This window comes from Nocardia sp. CNY236 (assembly GCF_000482385.1).
Classification (GTDB): Bacteria; Actinomycetota; Actinomycetes; order Mycobacteriales; family Mycobacteriaceae; genus Nocardia.
Genome location: NZ_AXVD01000007.1, coordinates 47819 through 68534, shown reverse-complemented (window position 1 = coordinate 68534; position 20716 = coordinate 47819). Strand labels below are relative to the sequence as shown.

General features: G+C 62.6%; 19 protein-coding genes. 13 read left to right on the top strand and 6 right to left on the bottom strand.

Features of this window, described 5'->3' with window-relative positions; translation table 11 throughout:
- Window positions 1-23: 23 nt before the first annotated feature.
- The 9 genes from K940_RS0106460 (at window position 24) to K940_RS0106420 (ending at window position 8682) form a co-directional block, all read left to right on the top strand.
- Entirely contained in the window at window positions 24-287 is a 264-nt protein-coding gene (locus tag K940_RS0106460) for an acyl carrier protein (protein WP_028476865.1), read from the top strand.
- Window positions 284-1084, top strand: coding sequence for an SDR family NAD(P)-dependent oxidoreductase (locus K940_RS0106455; RefSeq protein ID WP_028476864.1), 801 nt, complete (start codon window positions 284-286; stop codon window positions 1082-1084). Before K940_RS0106460 ends, K940_RS0106455 begins: the two co-directional genes overlap by 4 nt.
- Window positions 1085-1101: 17 nt before the next feature.
- Complete coding sequence (locus K940_RS0106450; protein WP_196812117.1) at window positions 1102-2043, top strand: aromatase/cyclase; 942 nt, start codon at window positions 1102-1104, stop codon at window positions 2041-2043.
- A complete protein-coding gene (locus tag K940_RS0106445; RefSeq protein WP_036527721.1) occupies window positions 2024-3514 on the top strand; it encodes an FAD-dependent monooxygenase in 1491 nt (496 codons plus the stop codon). The genes K940_RS0106450 and K940_RS0106445 overlap by 20 nt, the downstream gene beginning before the upstream one ends.
- Before the next feature lie 36 nt (window positions 3515-3550).
- Window positions 3551-4312, top strand: coding sequence for an SDR family oxidoreductase (locus tag K940_RS32860; RefSeq protein ID WP_051406941.1), 762 nt, complete (start codon window positions 3551-3553; stop codon window positions 4310-4312).
- A gap of 15 nt (window positions 4313-4327) precedes the next feature.
- Window positions 4328-5569 (top strand): MFS transporter, encoded by a 1242-nt coding sequence (locus K940_RS0106435; RefSeq protein WP_028476861.1) that lies wholly within the window; start codon window positions 4328-4330, stop codon window positions 5567-5569.
- A 51-nt stretch (window positions 5570-5620) separates the two neighbouring features.
- A complete protein-coding gene (locus tag K940_RS0106430; protein WP_028476860.1) occupies window positions 5621-6208 on the top strand; it encodes an NADPH-dependent FMN reductase in 588 nt (195 codons plus the stop codon).
- Window positions 6209-6221: 13 nt separating this feature from the next.
- Window positions 6222-7694, top strand: a complete 1473-nt coding sequence (locus K940_RS0106425) for an FAD-dependent monooxygenase (RefSeq protein ID WP_028476859.1) — start codon at window positions 6222-6224, stop codon at window positions 7692-7694.
- Between the two features lie 187 nt (window positions 7695-7881).
- Window positions 7882-8682 (top strand): SAM-dependent methyltransferase, encoded by an 801-nt coding sequence (locus tag K940_RS0106420; RefSeq protein WP_028476858.1) that lies wholly within the window; start codon window positions 7882-7884, stop codon window positions 8680-8682.
- Window positions 8683-9909: 1227 nt separating this feature from the next.
- Here the strand turns inward: K940_RS0106420 and K940_RS32855 are convergent.
- A complete protein-coding gene (locus tag K940_RS32855; RefSeq protein WP_196812116.1) occupies window positions 9910-10299 on the bottom strand; it encodes a winged helix-turn-helix domain-containing protein in 390 nt (129 codons plus the stop codon).
- Window positions 10300-11331: 1032 nt separating this feature from the next.
- Window positions 11332-12585 carry an MFS transporter gene (locus tag K940_RS27155; RefSeq protein ID WP_196812115.1) on the bottom strand — a complete coding sequence of 418 codons (1254 nt, stop codon included), beginning with the start codon at window positions 12583-12585 and terminating at the stop codon, window positions 11332-11334.
- Between the two features lie 84 nt (window positions 12586-12669).
- Here K940_RS27155 and K940_RS0106390 point away from each other — a divergent pair, with 84 nt between their 5' ends.
- On the top strand, window positions 12670-13386 hold the full coding sequence (locus K940_RS0106390) for a TetR/AcrR family transcriptional regulator (RefSeq protein ID WP_155980763.1): 717 nt from the start codon (window positions 12670-12672) through the stop codon (window positions 13384-13386).
- A gap of 45 nt (window positions 13387-13431) precedes the next feature.
- On the opposite strand, the gene K940_RS0106385 is transcribed toward K940_RS0106390, so the two are convergent.
- From K940_RS0106385 to K940_RS0106375, 3 genes are read right to left on the bottom strand one after another with little or no spacing between them, the layout of a single operon-like run.
- Window positions 13432-14568 (bottom strand): 2Fe-2S iron-sulfur cluster-binding protein, encoded by a 1137-nt coding sequence (locus K940_RS0106385; RefSeq protein ID WP_028476854.1) that lies wholly within the window; start codon window positions 14566-14568, stop codon window positions 13432-13434.
- A gap of 13 nt (window positions 14569-14581) precedes the next feature.
- Window positions 14582-16072: an NAD(P)/FAD-dependent oxidoreductase gene (locus K940_RS0106380; RefSeq protein WP_028476853.1), complete on the bottom strand. Its 1491-nt coding sequence runs from the start codon at window positions 16070-16072 to the stop codon at window positions 14582-14584.
- Window positions 16069-16485, bottom strand: a complete 417-nt coding sequence (locus K940_RS0106375) for a nuclear transport factor 2 family protein (protein WP_028476852.1) — start codon at window positions 16483-16485, stop codon at window positions 16069-16071. Before K940_RS0106375 ends, K940_RS0106380 begins: the two co-directional genes overlap by 4 nt.
- Before the next feature lie 123 nt (window positions 16486-16608).
- On the opposite strand from K940_RS0106375, the gene K940_RS0106370 reads away from it, so the two are divergent.
- Window positions 16609-17172, top strand: coding sequence for a PadR family transcriptional regulator (locus K940_RS0106370; protein ID WP_028476851.1), 564 nt, complete (start codon window positions 16609-16611; stop codon window positions 17170-17172).
- 222 nt (window positions 17173-17394) lie between these two features.
- Window positions 17395-18855: a SulP family inorganic anion transporter gene (locus K940_RS0106365; protein WP_028476850.1), complete on the top strand. Its 1461-nt coding sequence runs from the start codon at window positions 17395-17397 to the stop codon at window positions 18853-18855.
- Between the two features lie 37 nt (window positions 18856-18892).
- On the opposite strand, the gene K940_RS0106360 is transcribed toward K940_RS0106365, so the two are convergent.
- The gene (locus tag K940_RS0106360) at window positions 18893-19531 is read right to left on the bottom strand and encodes a TetR/AcrR family transcriptional regulator (protein WP_028476849.1); all 639 of its coding nucleotides are present in this window, start codon (window positions 19529-19531) and stop codon (window positions 18893-18895) included.
- A gap of 429 nt (window positions 19532-19960) precedes the next feature.
- Here K940_RS0106360 and K940_RS0106355 point away from each other — a divergent pair, with 429 nt between their 5' ends.
- The gene (locus K940_RS0106355) at window positions 19961-20686 is read left to right on the top strand and encodes a response regulator transcription factor (RefSeq protein WP_028476848.1); all 726 of its coding nucleotides are present in this window, start codon (window positions 19961-19963) and stop codon (window positions 20684-20686) included.
- The last annotated feature ends 30 nt before the right edge of the window (window positions 20687-20716 follow it).

Here is a 20716-nt window from a genome sequence, read left to right as displayed (position 1 = left end):
GAAATTCGAATCGGGAGAGAGATTTGTCAGTCGAAGAATTCGAACTCGCCGACTTGCGGCGAGTGATTCGAGCGGCCGCAGGTGAGGTCGAAGGCCTCGACGGCGACATCATCGATACGCCGTTCGAGGAACTGGGCTACGAATCGCTGGCCCTACTGGAGACCGCGGGAAGGATCGAACGCGAATACGGTGTGAAGCTCGAGGATTCGGTATTGATCGACGCCTCCACACCCAGGGCGCTGCTCGAGGTCGTCAATCAGCAACTAGCAACGGAGCCCTCGCTATGAGTACGAGAAACGAACCGGAGCAGTCGGCCAGAACCGTCGTCGTGACCGGAGGCACCAGTGGAATCGGGCTGGCGGCAGCCACGACGCTGGCGGCCGGAGGGCATCGGGTGTATCTGTGCGCCCGAACCAAGAGCGCGGTGCAAGCCACAGTCGAGCAACTGCGTGAGCTCGGCTACGAGGCCGACGGAAGCGCCTGCGATGTGCGGTCCCAGGACAGCGTCACCGATCTCGTACGCTCGGCGGTGGATCGCTACGGCCCCATTGGCATCCTGGTCAACAATGCGGGCCGTGGCGGCGGCGGTATTACCGCGGAAATCGCCGACGAGTTGTGGTTGGACGTCATCGATACCAACCTCAACAGTGTCTTCCGGATGACCCGGGAAGTGCTGACCGGGGGCGGTATGCGAGCCGGTGGTTGGGGCCGAATCATCAATGTCGCATCGACAGCCGGTAAGCAGGGCGTGGTGCTCGGTGCGCCCTACAGCGCCTCCAAGCACGGGGTGGTGGGCTTCACCAAAGCTCTCGGCAACGAGCTCGCGCCGACAGGCATCACCGTCAACGCCGTGTGTCCCGGGTATGTCGAAACGCCGATGGCGGAGCGGGTCCGCGCAGGCTACGCCGCTGCGTGGCAGGTGCCCGTCGACGAGGTCATGCGACGGTTCCAAGCGAAGATCCCATTGGGGCGCTACTCCACTCCCGACGAGGTCGCGGGGTTGATTCGCTATCTGACTTCCGACACTGCAGCACCGATCACCGCTCAGGCCATGAATGTCTGCGGCGGACTGGGCAATTTCTGACTTCTGGAGGAGCGCTGATGCAAGCAGAACCACGACGCGTGGAGCATGGGATCTCGATCGATGCTCCCGCGGAAGTCATCTACCGGTTGATCATCGGAGTCGAGGACTGGCCGACGGTTTTTCCGCCGACCGTGCATGTCGAGTGTCTGGAGCGATCCGGTGACAGTGAGAGGATTCGCATCTGGGCGACGGCGAACGGGTCGGTCAAGACATGGATATCGCGCCGCGAATTCGACCATGAACGCCGGCAGGTCACCTTCCGGCAGGAGGTGTCGGCGCCTCCGGTGGCGGCGATGGGTGGGCAGTGGGTGGTCGAGCCGACCAGCGCAAGCACATCTCGGGTGCGGCTCTATCACGACTATCGGGCGGTGAACGACGATCCGGAGGGACTGGCTTGGATCGAGGCGGCGGTCGATCGCAATAGCCAAGCGGAGTTGGCGGCGCTGAGCGCCGCCGCCACCCGGACGGCCGACGATCGAGAACTGATGTTGTCCTTCGAAGACAGCATCAGCGTCCCTGGCCGAGCCGAGGACGTCTACGACTTCCTCAACCGTGCGGATCTGTGGCCGCAGCGACTCCCGCACGTCGCCGAGGTCGCCCTACAGGAGGACGTCCCGGGGCAGCAACTGCTGGAGATGACCACCGAGGCTGCGGACGGATCGGTCCACACCACCACGTCCATTCGGATCTGTTCCCCGCACGATCGCATCATCTACAAGCAGATCGGACTGCCCGCGCTCATGGAGCTGCACACGGGATGCTGGTCCGTGCGTGGAACCGAAACAGGAGTGTTCGTCACCTCGCAGCACACCGTGATCATCCGGCGCGAGAACATCGAACCGATCCTGGGTGCGGGGGCCGATTCCGCGCAGGCGCGTGCGTTCATCCGGAACGCCTTGGGCACCAATAGCCGAGCAACGCTCCAGCACGCGAAACAGTATGTCGAACAACGCGTCTGAGCGACGCACTCGAGTCGACGACATCTGCGATGTGCTGGTTGTCGGGGCCGGTCCGGTCGGATTGATGCTCGCGCACGAGCTGTGCCGGGCCGGAGTGGCGACCACCGTGTTCGAATGCCTCGACCAGCCGATGACCGAGTCGAGGGCCTCGACCCTGCATGCCCGGACGATGGAGTTGTTCGCGCAGCGGGCACTGCTGCGCGAATTCGGTGACCCATCCCGCATCGCAATGGGTCATTTCGGCGGGATCCCGCTCGACCTCACGGTATCCAGTCCGTTCAGTGGTCAATGGAAGGTGGTGCAGTCACGGGTCGAAGCTGTGCTGCAGCGTGCTGCGGTGGCGCGCGGGGCCGACATCCGCCGATCCCATGAGGTCATCGACCTCGAACACACCGGTGATCACGTCATCGCAATCGCGAAGGGTCCGAACGGACTCGTCCGTATGCGCGCGCGCTATCTCGTCGGCTGTGACGGTGAACACAGCACGGTGCGCCGTGTGGGCGAGTTCGATTTCCCGGGACAGTCGGGCGACCGGCTGCTCTGGCGGGCGGATGTCCGGGGTATCGACATCCCGGATCGACGTTTCGAGCGCCATCCGAACGGGCTGGCCATCGCCTCCACCAATGCAGAGGGCACGACCCGGGTCATGGTGCACGAGTTCGCTGGTCCGCCGCCGGGGCGCGCTCCGGCGGCGGAGTACTCCGCGGTCGCAGCGGCGTGGGAGCGGGTTACCGGCGAGGACATTCGACTGGGCAGACCTGTGTGGGTCAACACGTTCGACAACACCCTGCGACAGGTGAAGTCCTATCGTCAGGGGCGAATCCTGGTGGCGGGTGACGCCGCACATGCTCAGATGCCGGTCGGCGGCCAGGCGCTCAATCTGGGAATCCAGGATTCGGCAAATCTGGGATGGAAACTCGCAGCTCACCTGCGACACGGTCCGGAGTCCGATCTGCTGGATACCTACCACACCGAACGTCACGCCGTTGGGCAGCGCGTGTTGAAACACATTGCCGCACAGTCATTATTGTTGCTGGGCGGTATGGATATCGACCCGCTACGCACGCTGACGCGGGAACTGGCGGGATTCGACTCGGTGCGCCGGCACCTCGCCGAAGTGATCAGCGGGCACGACATCCGCTACGACATTGCCGAGGGGGCACACACCTGGCTCGGTCGCACGGTCCCGTATCGACAGCTGCACACCGCGTTCGGAGCGGGGGACACTTTCGCGCTGCTCGAGCCCGGCAAAGGGGTCTTTCTCGAGCTTGCCGGTGACCGCACAACCGACGACCTGGTCAGACGCTGGGGGGGTCGAGTTTCCGTGGTGCATGCAACCCCGGCCGACGAGGCGGACCCGACGTTCACCGCGGCACTGGTGCGGCCGGACGGATACATCGTGTGGGCCGATGGCGACCGCGTCGAACTTGCGGACGCGCTGCGTCGCTGGTTCGGCGCGCCGGAGTCCTGATGCGGACTCAGAAGTGATGAAGAACAGGAGATTCACGTGGGAACATTGACCGGTAAGACAGCGTTGGTCACCGGCTCGAGCCGCGGCATCGGCCGAGCGATCGCCGAACGACTCGCCCGTGAGGGAGCGCTCGTCGCGGTGCACTACGCGCGACAGACCGACACGGCCAACGAGGTCGTCGCTGGAATCGAGGCTGCCGGCGGAGCCGCGTTCGGTGTGCAGGCCGAGCTCGGGGTGCCCGGCGATGTCGACACCCTCTTCGAGGCGGTCGAACGCAAACTGAAAGAGCGCGCGAGTCGAGCAGAGCTGGACATCGTTGTGAACAATGCCGGAATCATGGGAGGCATTGCGCCCGAGGAAGTCACGCCCGAGCTGTTCGATCGGCTCGTCGCTGTGAACGCCAAGGCGCCGTTCTTCATCACTCAACGGGCGCTCGGCATGATGCCCGACGGAGGCCGGATCATTGGAATCTCTTCTGGGCTGACCCGATTCGCCAATCCGGACGAAGTTGCCTATGCGATGACCAAAGGCGCTCTGGAGCAGCTTGCTTTCCACTTCGCCAAACATCTCGGTCCGCGTGGGATCACTGTCAATAGTGTCGCGCCCGGCATCACCAACAATGGGAGCCCGGTGTTCGACATCCCCGAGGCGGTGGCCCAGATGTCCGAACTATCGGCGTTCGGCCGGCTGGGGGAACCCGCCGACGTGGCGGATGTGGTGGCCTTCCTGGCCTCTCCCGATGCTCGATGGATCACCGGCGCGTTCATCGATGCCAGCGGCGGCTCGCTGCTCGGCTGACGGGGGAGTCGGGTCATGAGTCGGCCAGCCGTGTCCGTGTCGGCCAGTGAACCGCAGGCGTCGGCGGCACTGTGGGTCCTGGTGGCGGTGTTGTCGGCCAATATGTTGCTCGACGCGCTGGAAGTATCGGTTGTGATCGTCGCGCTTCCGGCGATTGCCGCGGACTTGGGGCTCGCGCTGTGGTCGTTGCCTTTGGTCATGACCGCGTTTGCGCTCGGGTTCGGAGGACTTGTGCTCCTGGCACCGGTCCTCACGTCCAGATTCGGCCGGCGGCGTGTCTTCCTGATCGCCCTACTGGTGTTCGTCTTGGCGTGCGTGCTCGGTGGGTATGCGGACAACGCCGCCATGCTGTTGGCGAGTCGACTGGTGAAGGGCGCCTGTGCGGCCCTGACGGCCCCGACCGGACTGGCGATCATTGCAAGCAGTTTTCCCGAAGGGGCATTACGGGATCGGGCACTGTCGATCTACTCGCAGTTCGGCGCCAGCGGCTTCACCGTGGGTCTGCTGGCCTCGGGTCTACTGACAGCAGAGTGGACGTGGCGGTGGACGCAATGGTTTCCGATTCCGGTGGCGCTGGTGTTGCTGCTGTGCGGAATGCGTGTGCTTCCACGGGATGTAGACGCGCCTACGCCGCTGCGGTTTCGACTCGTCGGAGACGGTGCGCTGCTGCGGTCGGCCGCAGGCGGAGCGCTACTCAATGGCTCGTTCCTGTACCTGATGGTGATCACAACCGTGGATCTGCACTACGGACTCGGGTGGTCGCCTCTGGTCATCGCGCTGGCTTTGCTCCCCGCGTGCGTGCCGCTGGCGCTGACCGCACGGTGGTCCACCCGGATGGTGCGCCGCTACGGCGCGCCATGGCCGATCCTGCTGGGCAGTTGCGCGGTCCTGCTCGCATACGTGCTCTACGCCGCCCAACCGCGGGCGGAGTCCTACGTCGAGCATCTGTTGCCGACACTGCTGTTGGTGGGTGCGGGTCTGGCGCTGTCGTTCGCTGCACTGAACATCCAAGCCGTATCACGGGTACCGACGGCCGATCGTGCGATGGCGGCGGCCACCCATCAAACCGGTGTCCAACTCGGGGCCGTGTCCATGCTGGCGGTGTTGTCGTGGCGATTGGCCGACACAGCGCCAGCAGCGGTTGTCGATCATCGGCACACCGGGGCGGTCCTCATCGCGGCAGCCGCGCTGAGCGTGGCTATAGCCGGTTTCGGCGTCGTATCCGAGCGCCGAACTCGATCCGCGTCGCAGCGGTAGCCCGCGGCGCGGCGAGCGCTTTCCTATTTCTGTGCCAAGAGAAAGATATCTATGCTCAACGAACCTATCCGACTGGCAATCATCACCGGCAGTGTCCGCATCGGGCGGCTGGGTCCGACCGTGGCGCAATGGTTCGCCGCCGAGGCCGGCCATCGCGAGGACCTGACCGTGGACGTCATCGATGCGGCAGACGTACCCTTGAGTCTTACCGGCCCGACCCGGCAACCCGCGCCGGACATGGTCGAGGTACTCGCCGAGATCAGCCCGCGCATCGAAAGTGCCGATGCTTTCGTGGTAGTAACTCCGGAGTACAACCACAGCTACCCCGCAGGCTTGAAGAACCTCATCGACTGGCACATCACACAATGGCGGGCAAAGCCCGTCGGATTCGTCAGCTATGGGGGTATGTCGGGCGGGCTGCGTGCGGTGGAGCATCTGCGTGCAGTATTCGCGGAGCTACATGCGATGACCATCCAGTCCACGGTGTGCTTCCGCGATTGCGCCGAGGCCTTCGACACAGACGGGCTTCCCAAAGACCGCGCCGCGTGTGAGGCCGCAGCCAAAGACATGCTCGACCAACTCGTCTGGTGGGCAAACGCGCTCAAAGATGCGCGCGCCAAGACTCCCTACAGCGTCTGAACGGGTAAGAGAAATGGATACGTCAGTACTTATCGTCGGCGCCGGCCCGGCAGGCCTGATGCTTGCCGCTGAGCTCACCTTGGCCGGGGCGCACCCCATCGTCGTCGAGCGGCTCGCGAAACGCACCGGTGAATCGCGCGGACTGGGCTTTTCCGCTCGTACCATGGAAGTCTTCGACCAGCGGGGACTGTTGCCCCGGTTCGGCGAGCTGGAGACGAGCGTGCAAGGCCACTTCGGTGGTATTCCACTGGACTTCTCGGTGCTCCCGGACGCCCATGCCGGGGTCAAACATCGAGTCTCCCAGTCGGAAACCGAGCAGGTTCTCGAAGCATGGGTACACGATCTCGACGTCGACCTCCGACGCGGGCACGCACTGGTGTCGCTGGTCGACGACGGTGACATGGTGACCGCCGAGATATCCGGGCAGGGCGCGACCTATTCACTGCAGGCGCAGTACGTGGTCGGATGCGACGGCGGCCGCAGCGTCGTACGCAAACTTGCGGGTTTCGATTTCCCGGGTACCGCACCGACCAGAGAGATGTTCCTGGCCGACCTGCGCGACATCGACATCGAACCGCGACTGATCGGCCAGACGGTGCCCAATGGCATGGTCATGGCAGCACGACTCCGTGACGATGTGCACCGGATCATCGTGTGTGAGCAGGGAACTCCGCCCCAGCGGCGGACCGAACCACCATCGTTCGCCGAGGTGGCCGCCGCATGGCAACGACTGACCGGGCAGGATATTTCCACCGCGACTCCGGTCTGGACCAGCGCCTTCGGTGACCCGGCGCGTCAGGTCACCGAATATCGCCGCGGCCGAGTACTGCTTGCCGGGGACGCGGCCCACGTTCACCTTCCGGCAGGCGGGCAAGGCATGAACGTCAGCATCCAGGATGCGGTGAACTTAGGGTGGAAGCTGGGTGCTGTCGTGCAGGGAACCGGATCGGTGCAGCTGTTGGATTCCTATCACCATGAGCGGCATCCCGTGGGACAACGGCTGTTGATGAACGCCCAGGCGCAGGGCAAACTGTTCCTCGGCGGGGACGAGATGCAGCCGGTCCGTCAGGTCTTTTCCGAACTCGTCGACTACGACGTCGTGGCACGACACCTCGTCGGGATGGTCTCCGGCCTCGACGTCCGCTACGACGTGGGTGCCGGACAGCATCCTTTGCTCGGTATGCGACTACCTCCTCGACCATTGGTCTGCGGTGGGGACAAGATCATCAGTACCGAACTGCTGCATGCTGCACGCGGCGTGCTGTTGCTTTTCGACGACAAACCGGCGTTGTGGGACGTTGCATCGAAGTGGACCGACCGCATTCGTGTCGTCCATGCCGAACTGCCCGAAGTAGATCGGGAGAATCCACTCCACGAGGTGGCGGCCGTGCTGGTTCGGCCGGACGGCTATGTCGCATGGGTGCAGCCGGGAAGCGACGACAGCCTGGCCGACAGTTTGCACCGTTGGTTCGGCTCCTCATCCTGAGCGATACCGGCGCTGCCGACCATCGGGTGCTGCATCCCCCGCAACGCCGGTCGTCCATGCATACGCGAAAAACTCAGGCGTACAACGTATTCGCGCAGCACACCAACGTACTAGCAAGTAAGTTAACGGTATTGCGCTCGTGTGCGATGACCGTTAGTCACGATCCACGAATCGAGAGAGCTGAACGATGAGCCAAACCCAGTGGATACCAACGGAAATAGATGAGGGTGCGCCCAGCGCCGCCCGCGCCTACGACTACCTGCTCGGTGGCAGCTCGCACTTCCCGGCCGACCGACAGTTGGCCGATCGAGTGCTGAGGACTCTCCCTGCACGCGACATGTCCAGGGCAAACCGTAAATACCTGGCCCGGGTGGTGCGATTCCTGATCGGAGAGGGCATTACGCAGTTCCTCGATCTCGGGTCCGGACTGCCGAACATGGACAATGTGCACGAGGTCGCCCATCGGATCGATCCGACCTGCCGAGTGGTCTACGTCGACAACGAGGACGCCGCGGTTGCCCACGGTGAAATGATGCTCGACGGAGTCGAGCACACCACGATCGTCGCGGCCGATATCCGTGACCCCGACGCCGTTCTCACCACTGTCGGCGGTCTGATCGACCTGTCGAAACCGGTGGGGTTGCTGATGCTCGGTGTGACCCAGTTCCTCGCCGATGAGGACGAACCGTGGGCGATCGCCGAGGGCTTCCGCACTGCGATCGCACCGGGCAGCTTCCTCGCGCTGTCCTCGTTCACCTGGGACAGTGACCCCCGCACCATGCAGAACACGATCGACGGATTCCGCAGTCACGGCGAGTCTCCGATCGTGCCGCGCACGCGGGCCGAGATCATCCGCTTGTTCGGCGACTTCGAACTGGTCGATCCAGGGTTGGTTTTCGTGTCGCAGTGGCGGCCGGACCCGGATGACGCGCCATCCGGGCAGCGCAACATGTATGCGGGTGTAGCACGCAAGCCCGATCGAGGGTAGCGGGTAGCCTCGGCCGGCGTCCTGAGGCGACGGCCGAGTATTCCGCGCATTCCCGATTCCGCCGCAACCACGAGGTCCCAGATTGTCACCGGCAGTTACGGGCGCCAGGACACAGCAGAAGGATCCGCACCGATGCGGTCTCTATCCGACGCTCGCTGTCCGATGCTTCGCCTCGAACCATTGCGAATGTCGGCGACGCTCTGGATCATCGGGCGGCGCCCGAACTCGATCTCCCGCCCTGTTCAAAGGGAGACCTTTTCCACTCGGCAGTGGACCTTTGCCTGCCAGCCCGAAACTTGTGCCCCAACGTTGCGCGCACAGAATCATTGCGTAAGTGAGTAGGACATGAGTGAAACGAATTCGTTCTGTTCGGGCAAGTCGTGCCGAAGCCGTGTAGCGGATGGACTCGATCCACGGTCGATCGCTCCCGGCGCCACAATCTGTAACGCCTGTTGCGACGCGATGGTCCGCGATCTCATCGCTTTACCCGACCTACACGAAGAATGTGCGGAGTTTCTTTCATCGGCGCGCAGTAGTCGAGAGCGAACATCCGGCGGTCCGCTTCCAGGAATGCCATTCAATGCTACTGTCGCGGACGTCAGATACACGATCCGCAGTGTCCTCGGAGCATGGTGTGGTTTGATCGTCGACGAACGAGGCCTGCCACATCCCGGCCGTTGCGTCCAGGAACGAGCCGAGTTTCTCCGAGAGAATATCGATTGGCTTGCGCGGCATTCCGCTGCTGCCGAAGCAACGAACGAAATCTCCCGATTGGTGCGTGACGCCCGCCGCATGATCGACCCGAATCCGCCGCGGCGGTTCGCTGTAGGATCGTGTTCTGTACCTCGATGCTCCGGCACACTGATTGCAGTGCTGGGCGCTCGAGACACACTTGCGGCCGCGGAAGTAATGTGTGATCACGATAGTGGACACCGGTGGTCGGCCACAACGTGGTTGAAAGAGCGATCCAGCGGCTCCCGAAATGGTGGACGATGGCTGAGTTCGTCGGAAATATCGTATGCTTGGCAAGTTCCCACCGGGAGTGTCTACCGATTGGCAAGTGAGAACAAATGGCGCAGAAAAACTGCGTCCGGTCGGAAATACTATTACAGCATGGATGTGGAGCGAACCTTGAAGACGGTCGGTCGAACGTCGCGCTGACGCGGTACCGATCTGCAATAGTGCTCGGTGTCGACGCCAGCGCTCACCATGAAAGGGGTCACGCTCTCAGAGCGCGGTCGGCGGTGACCGATCGAATCCGATGGATCCGAGCGATGCTTCGGTCACCCTCGCCATGATCCGAAAACCGATACCGCGCACTGTCTCGATGTATCCTTTGATGCCGATCTTTCTCCGTAGACCCACCATGTGCACGCTCAGCGTCTGACTGGCTATTGCGCCGTCGTATCCCCAGACCTCACCCATGATCTGCTCCCTGGTGAATACCGCACCGGGATCGGAGAGCAGCAGGGCAAGGAGATCGAATTCTTTGCGTGTGAGTTCGATTTCGCGATTGTGTACGAACACCTGTCGGCGTTTCGGGTAGAGGTGTACCCCGCCGGCAGCGAGCACTTCGGCAGGGGCGCGTTCACCGATTCGCCGAAATACGGTATCCATACGAGCATCCAATTCATGTATACTCGTAGGCCAGATCAAGTAATCGTCGGCTCCCAGCCTGAGTCCGAGTATTCTATCGAACTCGTCGGACTCGTCGGTGCCCAGAATGACAATCGGTATGTCCGATTGAGTGCGTATGCGCTGACATATTTCGAAGCAACACTTATGAGTGAGGTCGGGGTACAGAAATACGATGTCGAAATTGTGCACTTTCCCGAGCGCATCATCCAAACTCTGGGACGTGGCAACCATATGCCCATGACGAGTCAGTCCAGTGATCAGCTCGACTGGATTCTCGGCATTATTGCATACAATCATTGCTCGCATGTGCGGCAGCTCTTTCGGTATCGTTCCAGATATATAACGACCTGCACCACCGCGTTCCATTGCGAACAACAGGGGTCCACGTCGACGAATTACGGATGAAGCACACTGAATTGTCGGCGCAGCCTCCCCTTTGCGATGCTCGAATTGAAGTATCGTCAGCAACGATTAGAATCTACCACACTAGCCCGAACAGGGAGTGTCGAGTGGTCGACAACAAAGATAGCCGAAGGGCATCTCGAGCCGTACATATTCGCACGGTTGCCGACGTATGCAGACGATGGCACACGTAGTATTTTGCAGAATGTTTGCCAGTATGCTTGGAAGTGAGCGCCCACGATGTTCCCACATTGTGGGCACGCGATTGGTGAGTACACTGATCACACTAATTCTCTTGAAATCGGTGTAAATTTTCCTCAGTGATGCACGGTCACGTGAATTAGGTTGGCCCTAATGGGCTTTCGAACGCGAGATTTGATATATTTTCCGGCCGATCGAGCGTTGCCAGCAGATAGGCGGATCGGTAGGACGCGGGGACCGCGGAATAGGATGGCCACCCAGACGGAACCGAAGGTCGGTATGACATCGGGCGAGGCGTTCCGCGCCATCTGAGGCAAACATTCGGCGAACCACAGTTCGAGACGGGTTGCGGCCGGATCCGCTGTATTCATTTGATCACGTGACGAATCTGAATCGGTATGATTGGGTTCAACTAACAGTGCGTTCCGCTGGAAGATCGGTGCGATCCTGAGCGGCCGTCGAGGTCGACTCCTCCCGAGATTCTGTCGGGTCGGCGACTCGAGTGGACAATAGCGCCACCAGGATCACGGCCGCGAGAGCGGCGGCGATGAAGTATCCGCCCGTGATGGAGGTGGCCTCCATCACCGGCCCGAACACCAGCGGAGATACGAACTGGCCGAAGAACATTGCTGTGCCCGACAACGATGTCGCCAGCCCACGTTGCGATGACGGCGGTGTCTCACCGATGAGAACGGTGATCACGGGCAGTAGTAGCCCGTTGCCGAGGCCGAACAGTGCCGACGCGAGGAATACCGGCACCGGGTGGTCGGCCAGTCCGAGGATTGTGAATGCCGCAGTCCAACAGCCCGCCGTGGTGCGCAACAGTGCAGTGAACCCGAATCGTGCTCGGATGCGCGCATATCCGAGTCCGACCAGGATGGATGCACTGGCCTGCACCACCATGAACAACGACACGAAGATCGGCTTGTCGATCCCGAGTTGAGCCAAGCGTGTTGGCAGGAACACCGCCAGGCTGTACATCATGAGACCAGTGGTGATCATCAACCCGTACCAGGCCACAAGTATCCGGTGGCGGCGCAGCAGATCCCATGCCGACCCGCGGTGTCGAGCACCCGAGCCCTGTTCCGAGCTGGTTCGTTCTGGGATCAGCAGCATCGTGGCAATTCCGAGGGGGATACCGACGCAATAGATCGCGAATGTGGCGTGCCAACCGATTTCACCCAAGACGCCAGCCAGTGCGGGCCAGACGAGCCCGCCCGCAGTGGTGGCGGTGGTACGCCAGCCCATCAGGCGATCGCGGCGCGCTCCGTCGGCCATTGCCAAGATCGCCACGGTAGTGCCGCTGAATACTGCCGCCGCGCCGATGCCCAGGAGCGCTCGGCTTGCGATGAGCAGTGGAAACGACGTGATGAATACGCCCGCGCCACCGCCGACACCGTAGAGCACGAGCCCGGCTGCCAGTGGGGTCCGCACCCCCCAACGATCGATTGCGCGACCGATCAGCGGACTGACCGCCGCAATCGCCAAGCCGTGCGTGGTGATGATGAAGCCCGCCGCAGTGCTGCTGATTCCGAGATCGCCCCGGATGACCTCCAAGACGGGCATCACGATCGCTCCCGCCATGACCCCCAAGGTGGAGGCGAACAGTAGCAGGGTCACTTCGGCATGGCGCCGCGTCGCGGCCCGTGCATCGCCGATCACATCCACTCCTCAAAAATTACACCGAGTGACAAAGTATACTCAGTGCCACTTTGAATGGAAGGGTGAGGCGGAGATGATTCGAAGGTGACGACGCACTCTTCGGCTGGAAGCAAGCATGTGGTGTCGCTGCGGGAACGAAAGAAACAACAGACTCGACGACAACTCGCCGACATCGCAGTGCGCATGTTCACCGACGACGGCTTCGAGACGGTTACGCTGGATCGGGTCGCGGACGCGGCGGAAGTATCCAAACGAACCCTGCTGCGGTATTTCCCAACCAAGGAAGATCTCGCGTTGTCCGCGGAGTCGGAGCTGTGGAATGCCTACCTTGCCGCGTTCGCTGCCGCCGGACTCGGACGCGAGTCGGCGGTCATGGATACGCTTCGGGTGACGATGATTGCGGCGATAGACCATCGGGATGCCGACTGGGAGCGACGATTCGTTGCGACCCGCAGGTTGGTGGTGCACCACATCGCGGTGCGCCACCACAGCGATACATTGTCGCTGTCTGCGCAGGAACGACTGGTGGCCACCCTGGAGTCGCGCACCGGTGTCGACCGGCATGCCGACCTACGGATTCGACTGCTGCCCGAGCTGGCCATGGCCGCATGGCGCTGCGGCGCCAAGAACTGGGTTCGTGCTCAACGGCACTCGGCCCGCCGCGGCATCGGTGCGCGTGCGTCCCTCATTGGCTGTGTCGAGGAGGCTTTCGCAGCTCTGCCGACGGCGCTCACGATCACTGGACCGGACATCGTCGGTGCACCGGTCGACCTGCCCGCGTCGAGTCGAACCCAGTCGTGACAGCCGAGACTGCTGGAACGAGGCCGGTGTCGGCGCCATCTGGGTCTACAGTTCCAGCTCCACGTCGCTGATCGGGTAGGCGACACAGGAATGGGTATAGCCGAATCGAGCGTCGGACAGGCGCAGTTCGGCTTCGGCGGCGGTGTGCACCTCGCCTTCGACGATGCGTATGCGGCACAAGCTGCATTCTCCGGAGCGACAGGCGGTTTCGGGACGAATACCGTTGTCCTCCAGCGCGTCCAACAACGGACGATTGCGAGGAGTGCGGAAAGACTTTCCGCCGATGACCACGCTCACCTCGGTGTTCGGATCGACGTCGGAGGGCCACTGTGGCGCGCGGGTAGGGTCGCTGGGGGCGCCGTTGGCTTCGAAGCGGATTCGTTTGCGGGGGTGCCCCAGGGCGGTCAATTGGTCGAGGGCATAGTGGTAGAGTGCCTGAGGCCCGCACACGTAGACCATTCGGCCGTCGAGCGGACCGGCGAGCGCAGAGATGGTGTCGGCACTGAGCAATCCGGTGGTGCCGGTCCAGTCCGGAGCGGGTTCGGTGACCACGTGGTGGATGTCGATTCCAGGGTGCGTGGCGGCGAGCGTGTCCAATTCGTCGCGAAAGATCACGTCGGTGCAGCGACGGGATCCGTAGATCAGGCGGAAGCGGCGGTCCAAGCCACGTTCGACGATCTCGCGGATCATGCTCATGGCCGGCGCCACGCCGGAACCTCCGGCCAGAAATATCAGATCGGAGCCGTGGAACAGCGGGTTGTGGTGGAAGACGCCCATCGGACCGGTGGTGGTGAGCTCACGTCCGACCGCAACGGTGTCGATGAGCGCGTTGCTGATACGTCCGCCGGGAACGCGGCGGACGGTGAGGTCGTAGTGGTCCAAGCGCTCAGGACTCGAGGATATGGCATACGGGCGACTGGTGCCGTCGAAGAAGACGCCGAGGTATTGGCCGGCCAGAAACGGGGGCAGTGGGAGTGCTTCAGGATGCTCGAGTCGAAAGGTCTTGGTGGTCGAGGTCTCATCGATGATCTCGACAACGACCAATCGAAGTCGCTTGGGGTGGTATGTGTCCACCGTGGTTCGAGTCTCGGCGAGGTGGTCACGAGTGTCGGGAACGCGCGCGTCGATCTCGGCGAGAATGTCGGCGGCGCCGGCGAATCGGTCGGTGAGACGGTGCTTCAACAGAGTTCCTCTACTATCGGGCAGCCTTGGTGCGCAGCAGGCGTCGGGCGACGCGGGCCCCAGCTTCGAGAGTGGGCTGAAATCCACCCATGCCGGTCCAGGAACCGGCCAGATGAAGTCCGGGAACCTCGGTTCGGCGTTCGCTGTCGCGGAACAGCCAGCCTTCGGTGGCATCCTGGTCGTAGCCGTAGATCGCACCGCCCGGATGGCCGAGGTAGCGCATCATGGTCAGCGGCGTTGCGACATCGACCTCTTCGATCGCATCGCGAATACCAGGCGTGACGGCCTCGCACAGATCGAGCAACGTTTCGGCGTAGGCGAATTTGACGCGCGCATACTCCGCGGGGGCCACACTCTTCCAGATGTCGGCATACTGCAATGTCATCAGGCTGACATGGGTGGCGCCGGTAGGCGCAAACCCGATCGGCGCGACATCGTAGGAACTCACGCAGATTCCGCGGGCGGGTTCGAACGTCCGCCAACTGCGGTAGGTGTGGTCGCTGTCGAGGTCTTTGTCGACGAAGGTGGTGCTGGTGGTGAATCCCAGTTCGGCAGGGGAGGCGTCCAGTCCCATGTGCAATACGAAGCCCGACACCCCGATCCGCCTGGTGGCCAGATCGTTCCGCACACCAGCAGGCAGGTCTATGCCTTCGAGCATGCCGTAGGTGGTGGGCAACGACGCATTGGACACCACATCGGGCGCGGTGACGTCGGAACCGTCCCCGAGTCGCACCCCCAGTACACGTCCATTTTCGGTGAGGATGGCCTCGACACCGGTATTGAACCGTACGTCACCACCGGCAGCGCGAAACGAGTCGAGGATGGCACTGGACATCGCCTGCGAACCGCCGCGCACATGCCACGGCATGAATTCGAAATAGGCGAACAAGGTCAACGCCAGGTCCTGGAACCGCAATCGCGAGGGCGGCTGACCGAGGTAGGTCCAGTACATGCTCAACGCCGCCTTGAGCCGATCATCGTGGAAGTATTCGTCCAATACGTCTTGCACCGACCGCAGTCCATAGTCGAACAGCACAGGGTCGATCTGCTCCACGGGCATCCCGCGCATCGCGGCCATCTGCCAGAATGTCACCGTGCGAAGCAGGTCGAAGAACGTCGCGACCCGGTCGCGATTGCCGGGAAACTGCTCCTCGATGGCGTCGATTGCGCCATCCCACTCGGCGGGCAGCGTCAAGTCGAGCTGCCCGGGAATCACCACGCGATACAGGTCCCGCTCGGAGACGAATTCCAGCGTCTGAGCGATACCCAACTGCTGGAACAAACCTTCGCGCAGGGAAATCGGCTGACCTTCGACGCCGACGCCGGACAGTTGGTGCAGCGCCACCTCGAACTCGAAACGGCCCCGACGGAACGAGGTGGCGCAACCTCCAGGGATATTGTGGCGCTCCACCAGCAGGGTGTGCGCACCCGCGCGCTGCAGTGTTGCGGCCGCGGTCAGTCCGGCATTGCCTGCACCGATGACGATCGCGTCGTAGTCTCTCATCGGTCTGCAGCCTCGCGCTCGAGCTGAGCGGCAGCCTCGCGCTCGATCCGCTCGAACTGTTCGCCCATACGCGCCGCCAGCGCGGTGGCCGCCGACAGCGGGCGCACCATGACCATCAGGTCATCGATCTTTCCTTCGGAGTCGACCCGCAGGAAGTCGCAGCCGGTGATCTGCTTGCCGTCCACCCTCGCCTGGAACACCAATGCGTGGTCGGCGCCACTCGCGTCGGCGATCTCGCGCACGTAGTGGAAGTCCTCGAACACGCGGATCACCGCGCGCAGGATGGCCGCGGTGACAACTCGGCCTCGGTAGGGCCGGAAAGCAACCGGACTGGTGAACACGACATCGTCGGCCAACAAGGCTTCGACCGCGGCCTCGTCTCGCGCTTCGACGGCTGAGCGGAAGGGATGCATACCCTGCCCTTCTCTAGTCAAATAGTTGTCTATCTTTCGTCGAAGATAGAGGGCTCGAGGCGTTTCGTCCAGAGTCTTTAAGACAATGAATTGACTATGTTGCAGTGCTGCTAGCCTGAGCCGATGGCGCTACGTAACGCGATACTCGCGGCACTTCTGGAAGGCGAAGCGTCCGGATACGACCTGGCCAAGGGGTTCGATGCCTCGGTCGCGAATTTCTGGATGGCGACGCCGCAGCAGCTGTACCGGGAACTCGACCGCTTGGCCGCAGAGGGAATGATTCACACCCGTGTCGTGCACCAGCAGCGTCGCCCCACCAAGCGCTTGCACACGATCACTCCCGCAGGGCGCGCAGCCTTGCGTCGGTTCATCGAAGAACCGGCCAAACCGACTGCCATCCGCGACGAGATGATGGTCAAGGTGCAGGGCGTGGACGCCGAAACCGCCGCCGCTGTCCGCTCGGCGATCGCCGAGAAGCTGCAATGGTCGAAAGCAAAGCTGACTCGATACGAGCGCCTGCGCGTGCGACTGCTGGACGGACGCAGCGAACCGGCCTACCTGGACGAAGTCGAGCGCGTGGGTCCGTACTTGACGTTGTTGCGCGGAATCTGCTTCGAGCAGGAGAACATCCGGTGGGCGGAGTTCGCGCTATCGGTCATCGATCGGCGACTGGCCACGCATACCTGAGGCCGAGCCGCTGCTCGCCTGTGGTCCGTGACAGGGTGTCGCGGCCCGCGGCTGATGGAGCGCCTATATATATCAATCATGCATGAAACCCTGGGTGGGGGCTCGGGATACTTGCTTTCGACCATGTCTTTACGGCATCTTTACTAGCGGTGTGCCGGGAAGTCTGGTCGGCAGGTCGGCTCGTCGGGTCGAGTCGAGGTGTCGTGAAAGGGACGAGGACCGGTGTTGCAGCGAATCGCGAAAGAGTCCTTGTCCGGGTTGACCGTGGCGATTGTGGCGCTACCGCTGGCGATCGCGTTCGGAATCACCGCGACGGACTCCCCGGAGGGCGCGCTCGTAGGCTTGTTCGGCGCCATCTTTGCAGGGTTCTTCGCGGCGGTCTTCGGCGGGACGCCCGGGCAGGTGACCGGCCCCACGGGGCCCATCACTGTGGTTGCGACAGGAGTTATCGCAACCCATGGGCTCGATGTGGCCTTTGTTGTTTTCATCATGGCGGGCGTCTTCCAAATCCTGTTCGGTATCTCCAAGATCGGCTCATTGATTCGGTTCATCCCGCACCCGGTGGTGTCCGGCTTCATGGGTGGCATTGCTTTGATCATCATCCTGGGAGAGCTGGACCAGCTGAAACAGAGCCCGCTGCTGGTCGTGGTCACCATTGGGCTGCTGCTCCTTTCCGGACGAGTGATCAAGGCCGTGCCACCAAGCCTGATCGTGCTCGTTGTGGTCACGGCGACCTTGCCGCTACTGGACTCGGTGTTGACCGATTTCCGCATCGGGCCGGTGTGGTTGAACGGGGCGATCGACTATATCGGTGAGATTCCCAGCGCCATTCCAACGCTCGAATTGCCCGATCTCGGTGGTGTGTCGATCTGGACTCTGGTACTGCCCGCACTGAGCATCGCTCTGCTCGGGTCGATCGATTCCCTGCTGACCTCGGTCGTCATGGACAACATCACGGGCAACCGGCACCGGAGCAACGCCGAGCTGATCGGCCAGGGGCTGGGGAACATTGCGAGTGGTTTCTTCGGCGGATTGGCCAGCGCCGGCGCGACTGTGCGGTCGGTGGTCAATATCCAGAATGGTGGTCGCACCGCAGTTTCCGCCGCAGCCCACAGTGTGATTTTGCTGATCTTCGTGGTCGGCCTGGGTGCGGTGGTGCAATACATTCCGCTCTCGGTACTCTCGGGAATTCTGATCCTCACCGCGATCGGAATGTTCGACTGGGAGGCCATACGCAAGGCGCATGTCGCACCGAGGGGTGACGTAGCAGTGATGTTTGTCACGATGCTCGTTACCGTCCAGTTCGACCTGACCATTGCGGTTGCAACGGGCGTGATACTGTCCCTCCTCGTTCACCTGGTGCAGTCTCGCAAGCACAAAGCATCGGTCGTCAGACACGAGAGTGCCGACTACCGAATCCGCGGACCGCTGTCGTTCTTGTCGGCCGATCGCGTTTTCACCTCGCTTCGGAGCGCCGAACCCAATCTGTCGCTGAACCTGCAGGAAGTCAGCTACATGGATGTCTCCGGCGCGAAAGCCCTGCTGAACTTTGTCGATCACGCCGAGCGATCGGGTGTCGAGCTCAGTATCAAGGCCCTACCGCCGGATATCGAAGGCAAGCTGAAGGTCCTGGCCAGCGATCAGCAAATCGACAGGCTGAAGGCGGTCGTCGAGCCCGTGTAGCGTCGTGCACACCCCGCGGCCGAAGCCGTGGGGTGCGCTAGCGGCGGTAGCCGTAGAGGAAGGCCCGGACGCTGGCGACGACCGCCTTGGCAGTGTCCTCCTCGCTGGGTGCGGCATCGCAGTAGAACGGCGGAACCACCGCTGAGGCCAGCAGGGAGAAGTGCTGCGCGGCCGCATCACTGTCGTCGATCTGCAGCAGACCTCTGGCTGCGAGCAACTGAAAGTGATACGCCAGCACGCGTAGCACCCGAACGGGACCGGTCCGCAGCCAGTCCTCGACCGCGCTCCGCGGCAAGTGGGCAGCCTCGGCGGGTAGCTGCAACATCAAGGCGAAGTGGTCGGAAAATTCGGTGACGGTCGTAGACCACTCGGTCACGAAGGCGACGAATACCGGCTCGAGGTCGGCGCCATCGGAGAGTTGGCCGAGATGCCGGTCGATGATGTCCAGCCGTGCCTCCGCGACTCGCGTCGTGCTGTCGTGGATGGTTGTGCGGAACAGTTCGGCCTTGTCTCCGAAGTGGTTGTAGATCGTGCGCGTCGACACCCCGGCAGCGGTCGAGATCGATTCGATGCTCGACCGGGTGTATCCATCGCGGGCGAAGACTTCGAGCGCCGCTGCCAAGATCGCGTTGCGTTTGTCGATCAAGCCGCCACGAACACGAGCGGGCGTGCCCATATGCGTATCCCTTCTCTTCCAGCCCTGAAAGCGCCTTTCATTCCGTGGCAGCGCTAACCGGACCCCATTTTGTACGGCACGTGTTAGAGTATTACAACGTTCGTTGTAATCTACTAATAGAGACTATGCAAACAGTGTCGCTCGAAAGAGCTGGTCGAATGAACCGGCCGCTCCGTTGGTCGGCAACGAGTCGTGAGTTCGGCCACCATCGGACACCACGGCTGCGGCGGGTCTGCGGCTCGCGCGGCATGGTCGTCGGAATCGTCAGGGTCCGCGGTCGGATCCACCGGCCACGAACCTCATTCTTTTGCCCAAACACTCCCGGGCTGGCAACGACGCTCGCCCGAACGCAAGACGTCCGGCCGCGCGCACCTCGGTGAGCGCGTCGCTCCCACGATGGGGGAGCGGCACACCCAAGGGGATAACCTGATGCTCGATACGGCGACTATCAGCGGGCAATGGCGGCAGATCGCCGCGCCGGCCGAACGCCCGCTGACGTTTGACGTACTGGTGGTCGAAAGTGATCTCGACCATATCGATGTCCTGACCCGTGAACTACAGCGACATGGGCATACGGTGACTGCGGTCGAGACCGCGAGCGAAGCGCTACGCGCGCATGACGAAGCCTCCATCGTGTTGTTGGACTTGGAGCTCCCGGATCTCGACGGCATCGAGGTCTGCCGAGCTATCCGGTCGGCCAGTGACGTACCTCTCATTGCGGTGACTGCCAGAGAGTCCGAGCTCGACCTGGTCCTCGGATTCCAGGCGGGCGTCGACGACTATGTGGTCAAGCCCTATCGATTTCGTGAACTCTTGGCTCGGATGGAGGCGGTCATGCGCCGATCGCTGCCGGCCACCGCGACACCGTCGCGCGTCATCGTCTACGGACCGCTACGAATCGACGCGTCCACCCGGGAGGTCTTCCTCGACGATTGCCCGGTCCTGGTCACACCCAAAGAATTCGACCTGCTGTATCTGCTCGCCTCGTCGCCGGGCTGCGTCCTACCGCGAAAGCAGATCATGCGGCGCGTCTGGGGCGACTGTTGGTCGCGACGAACCCTCGACACCCACGTCAGTAGCCTGCGCAGCAAACTGGGCAGCGCGGGGTGGGTCGTCACCGTGCGCGGTGTCGGCTTTCGGATCGGCGAAGGCTGACATCCTACGAAAACCCGCTCACATACCCTG

What these genes read in the sequence shown, in the direction of transcription:
- K940_RS0106435 (WP_028476861.1), top strand. Translation starts at nt 4,328, where the DNA reads ATGAGTCGGCCAGCCGTGTCCGTGTCGGCCAGTGAACCGCAGGCGTCG.
- K940_RS0106380 (WP_028476853.1), bottom strand. Translation starts at nt 16,072, where the DNA reads ATGAGAGACTACGACGCGATCGTCATCGGTGCAGGCAATGCCGGACTG.
- K940_RS0106445 (WP_036527721.1), top strand. Translation starts at nt 2,024, where the DNA reads ATGTCGAACAACGCGTCTGAGCGACGCACTCGAGTCGACGACATCTGC.
- K940_RS0106360 (WP_028476849.1), bottom strand. Translation starts at nt 19,531, where the DNA reads ATGGGCACGCCCGCTCGTGTTCGTGGCGGCTTGATCGACAAACGCAAC.
- K940_RS0106370 (WP_028476851.1), top strand. Translation starts at nt 16,609, where the DNA reads ATGGCGCTACGTAACGCGATACTCGCGGCACTTCTGGAAGGCGAAGCG.
- K940_RS0106355 (WP_028476848.1), top strand. Translation starts at nt 19,961, where the DNA reads ATGCTCGATACGGCGACTATCAGCGGGCAATGGCGGCAGATCGCCGCG.
- K940_RS0106420 (WP_028476858.1), top strand. Translation starts at nt 7,882, where the DNA reads ATGAGCCAAACCCAGTGGATACCAACGGAAATAGATGAGGGTGCGCCC.
- K940_RS0106455 (WP_028476864.1), top strand. Translation starts at nt 284, where the DNA reads ATGAGTACGAGAAACGAACCGGAGCAGTCGGCCAGAACCGTCGTCGTG.
- K940_RS0106375 (WP_028476852.1), bottom strand. Translation starts at nt 16,485, where the DNA reads ATGCATCCCTTCCGCTCAGCCGTCGAAGCGCGAGACGAGGCCGCGGTC.
- K940_RS0106425 (WP_028476859.1), top strand. Translation starts at nt 6,222, where the DNA reads ATGGATACGTCAGTACTTATCGTCGGCGCCGGCCCGGCAGGCCTGATG.
- K940_RS0106430 (WP_028476860.1), top strand. Translation starts at nt 5,621, where the DNA reads ATGCTCAACGAACCTATCCGACTGGCAATCATCACCGGCAGTGTCCGC.
- K940_RS0106450 (WP_196812117.1), top strand. Translation starts at nt 1,102, where the DNA reads ATGCAAGCAGAACCACGACGCGTGGAGCATGGGATCTCGATCGATGCT.
- K940_RS32855 (WP_196812116.1), bottom strand. Translation starts at nt 10,299, where the DNA reads ATGGATACCGTATTTCGGCGAATCGGTGAACGCGCCCCTGCCGAAGTG.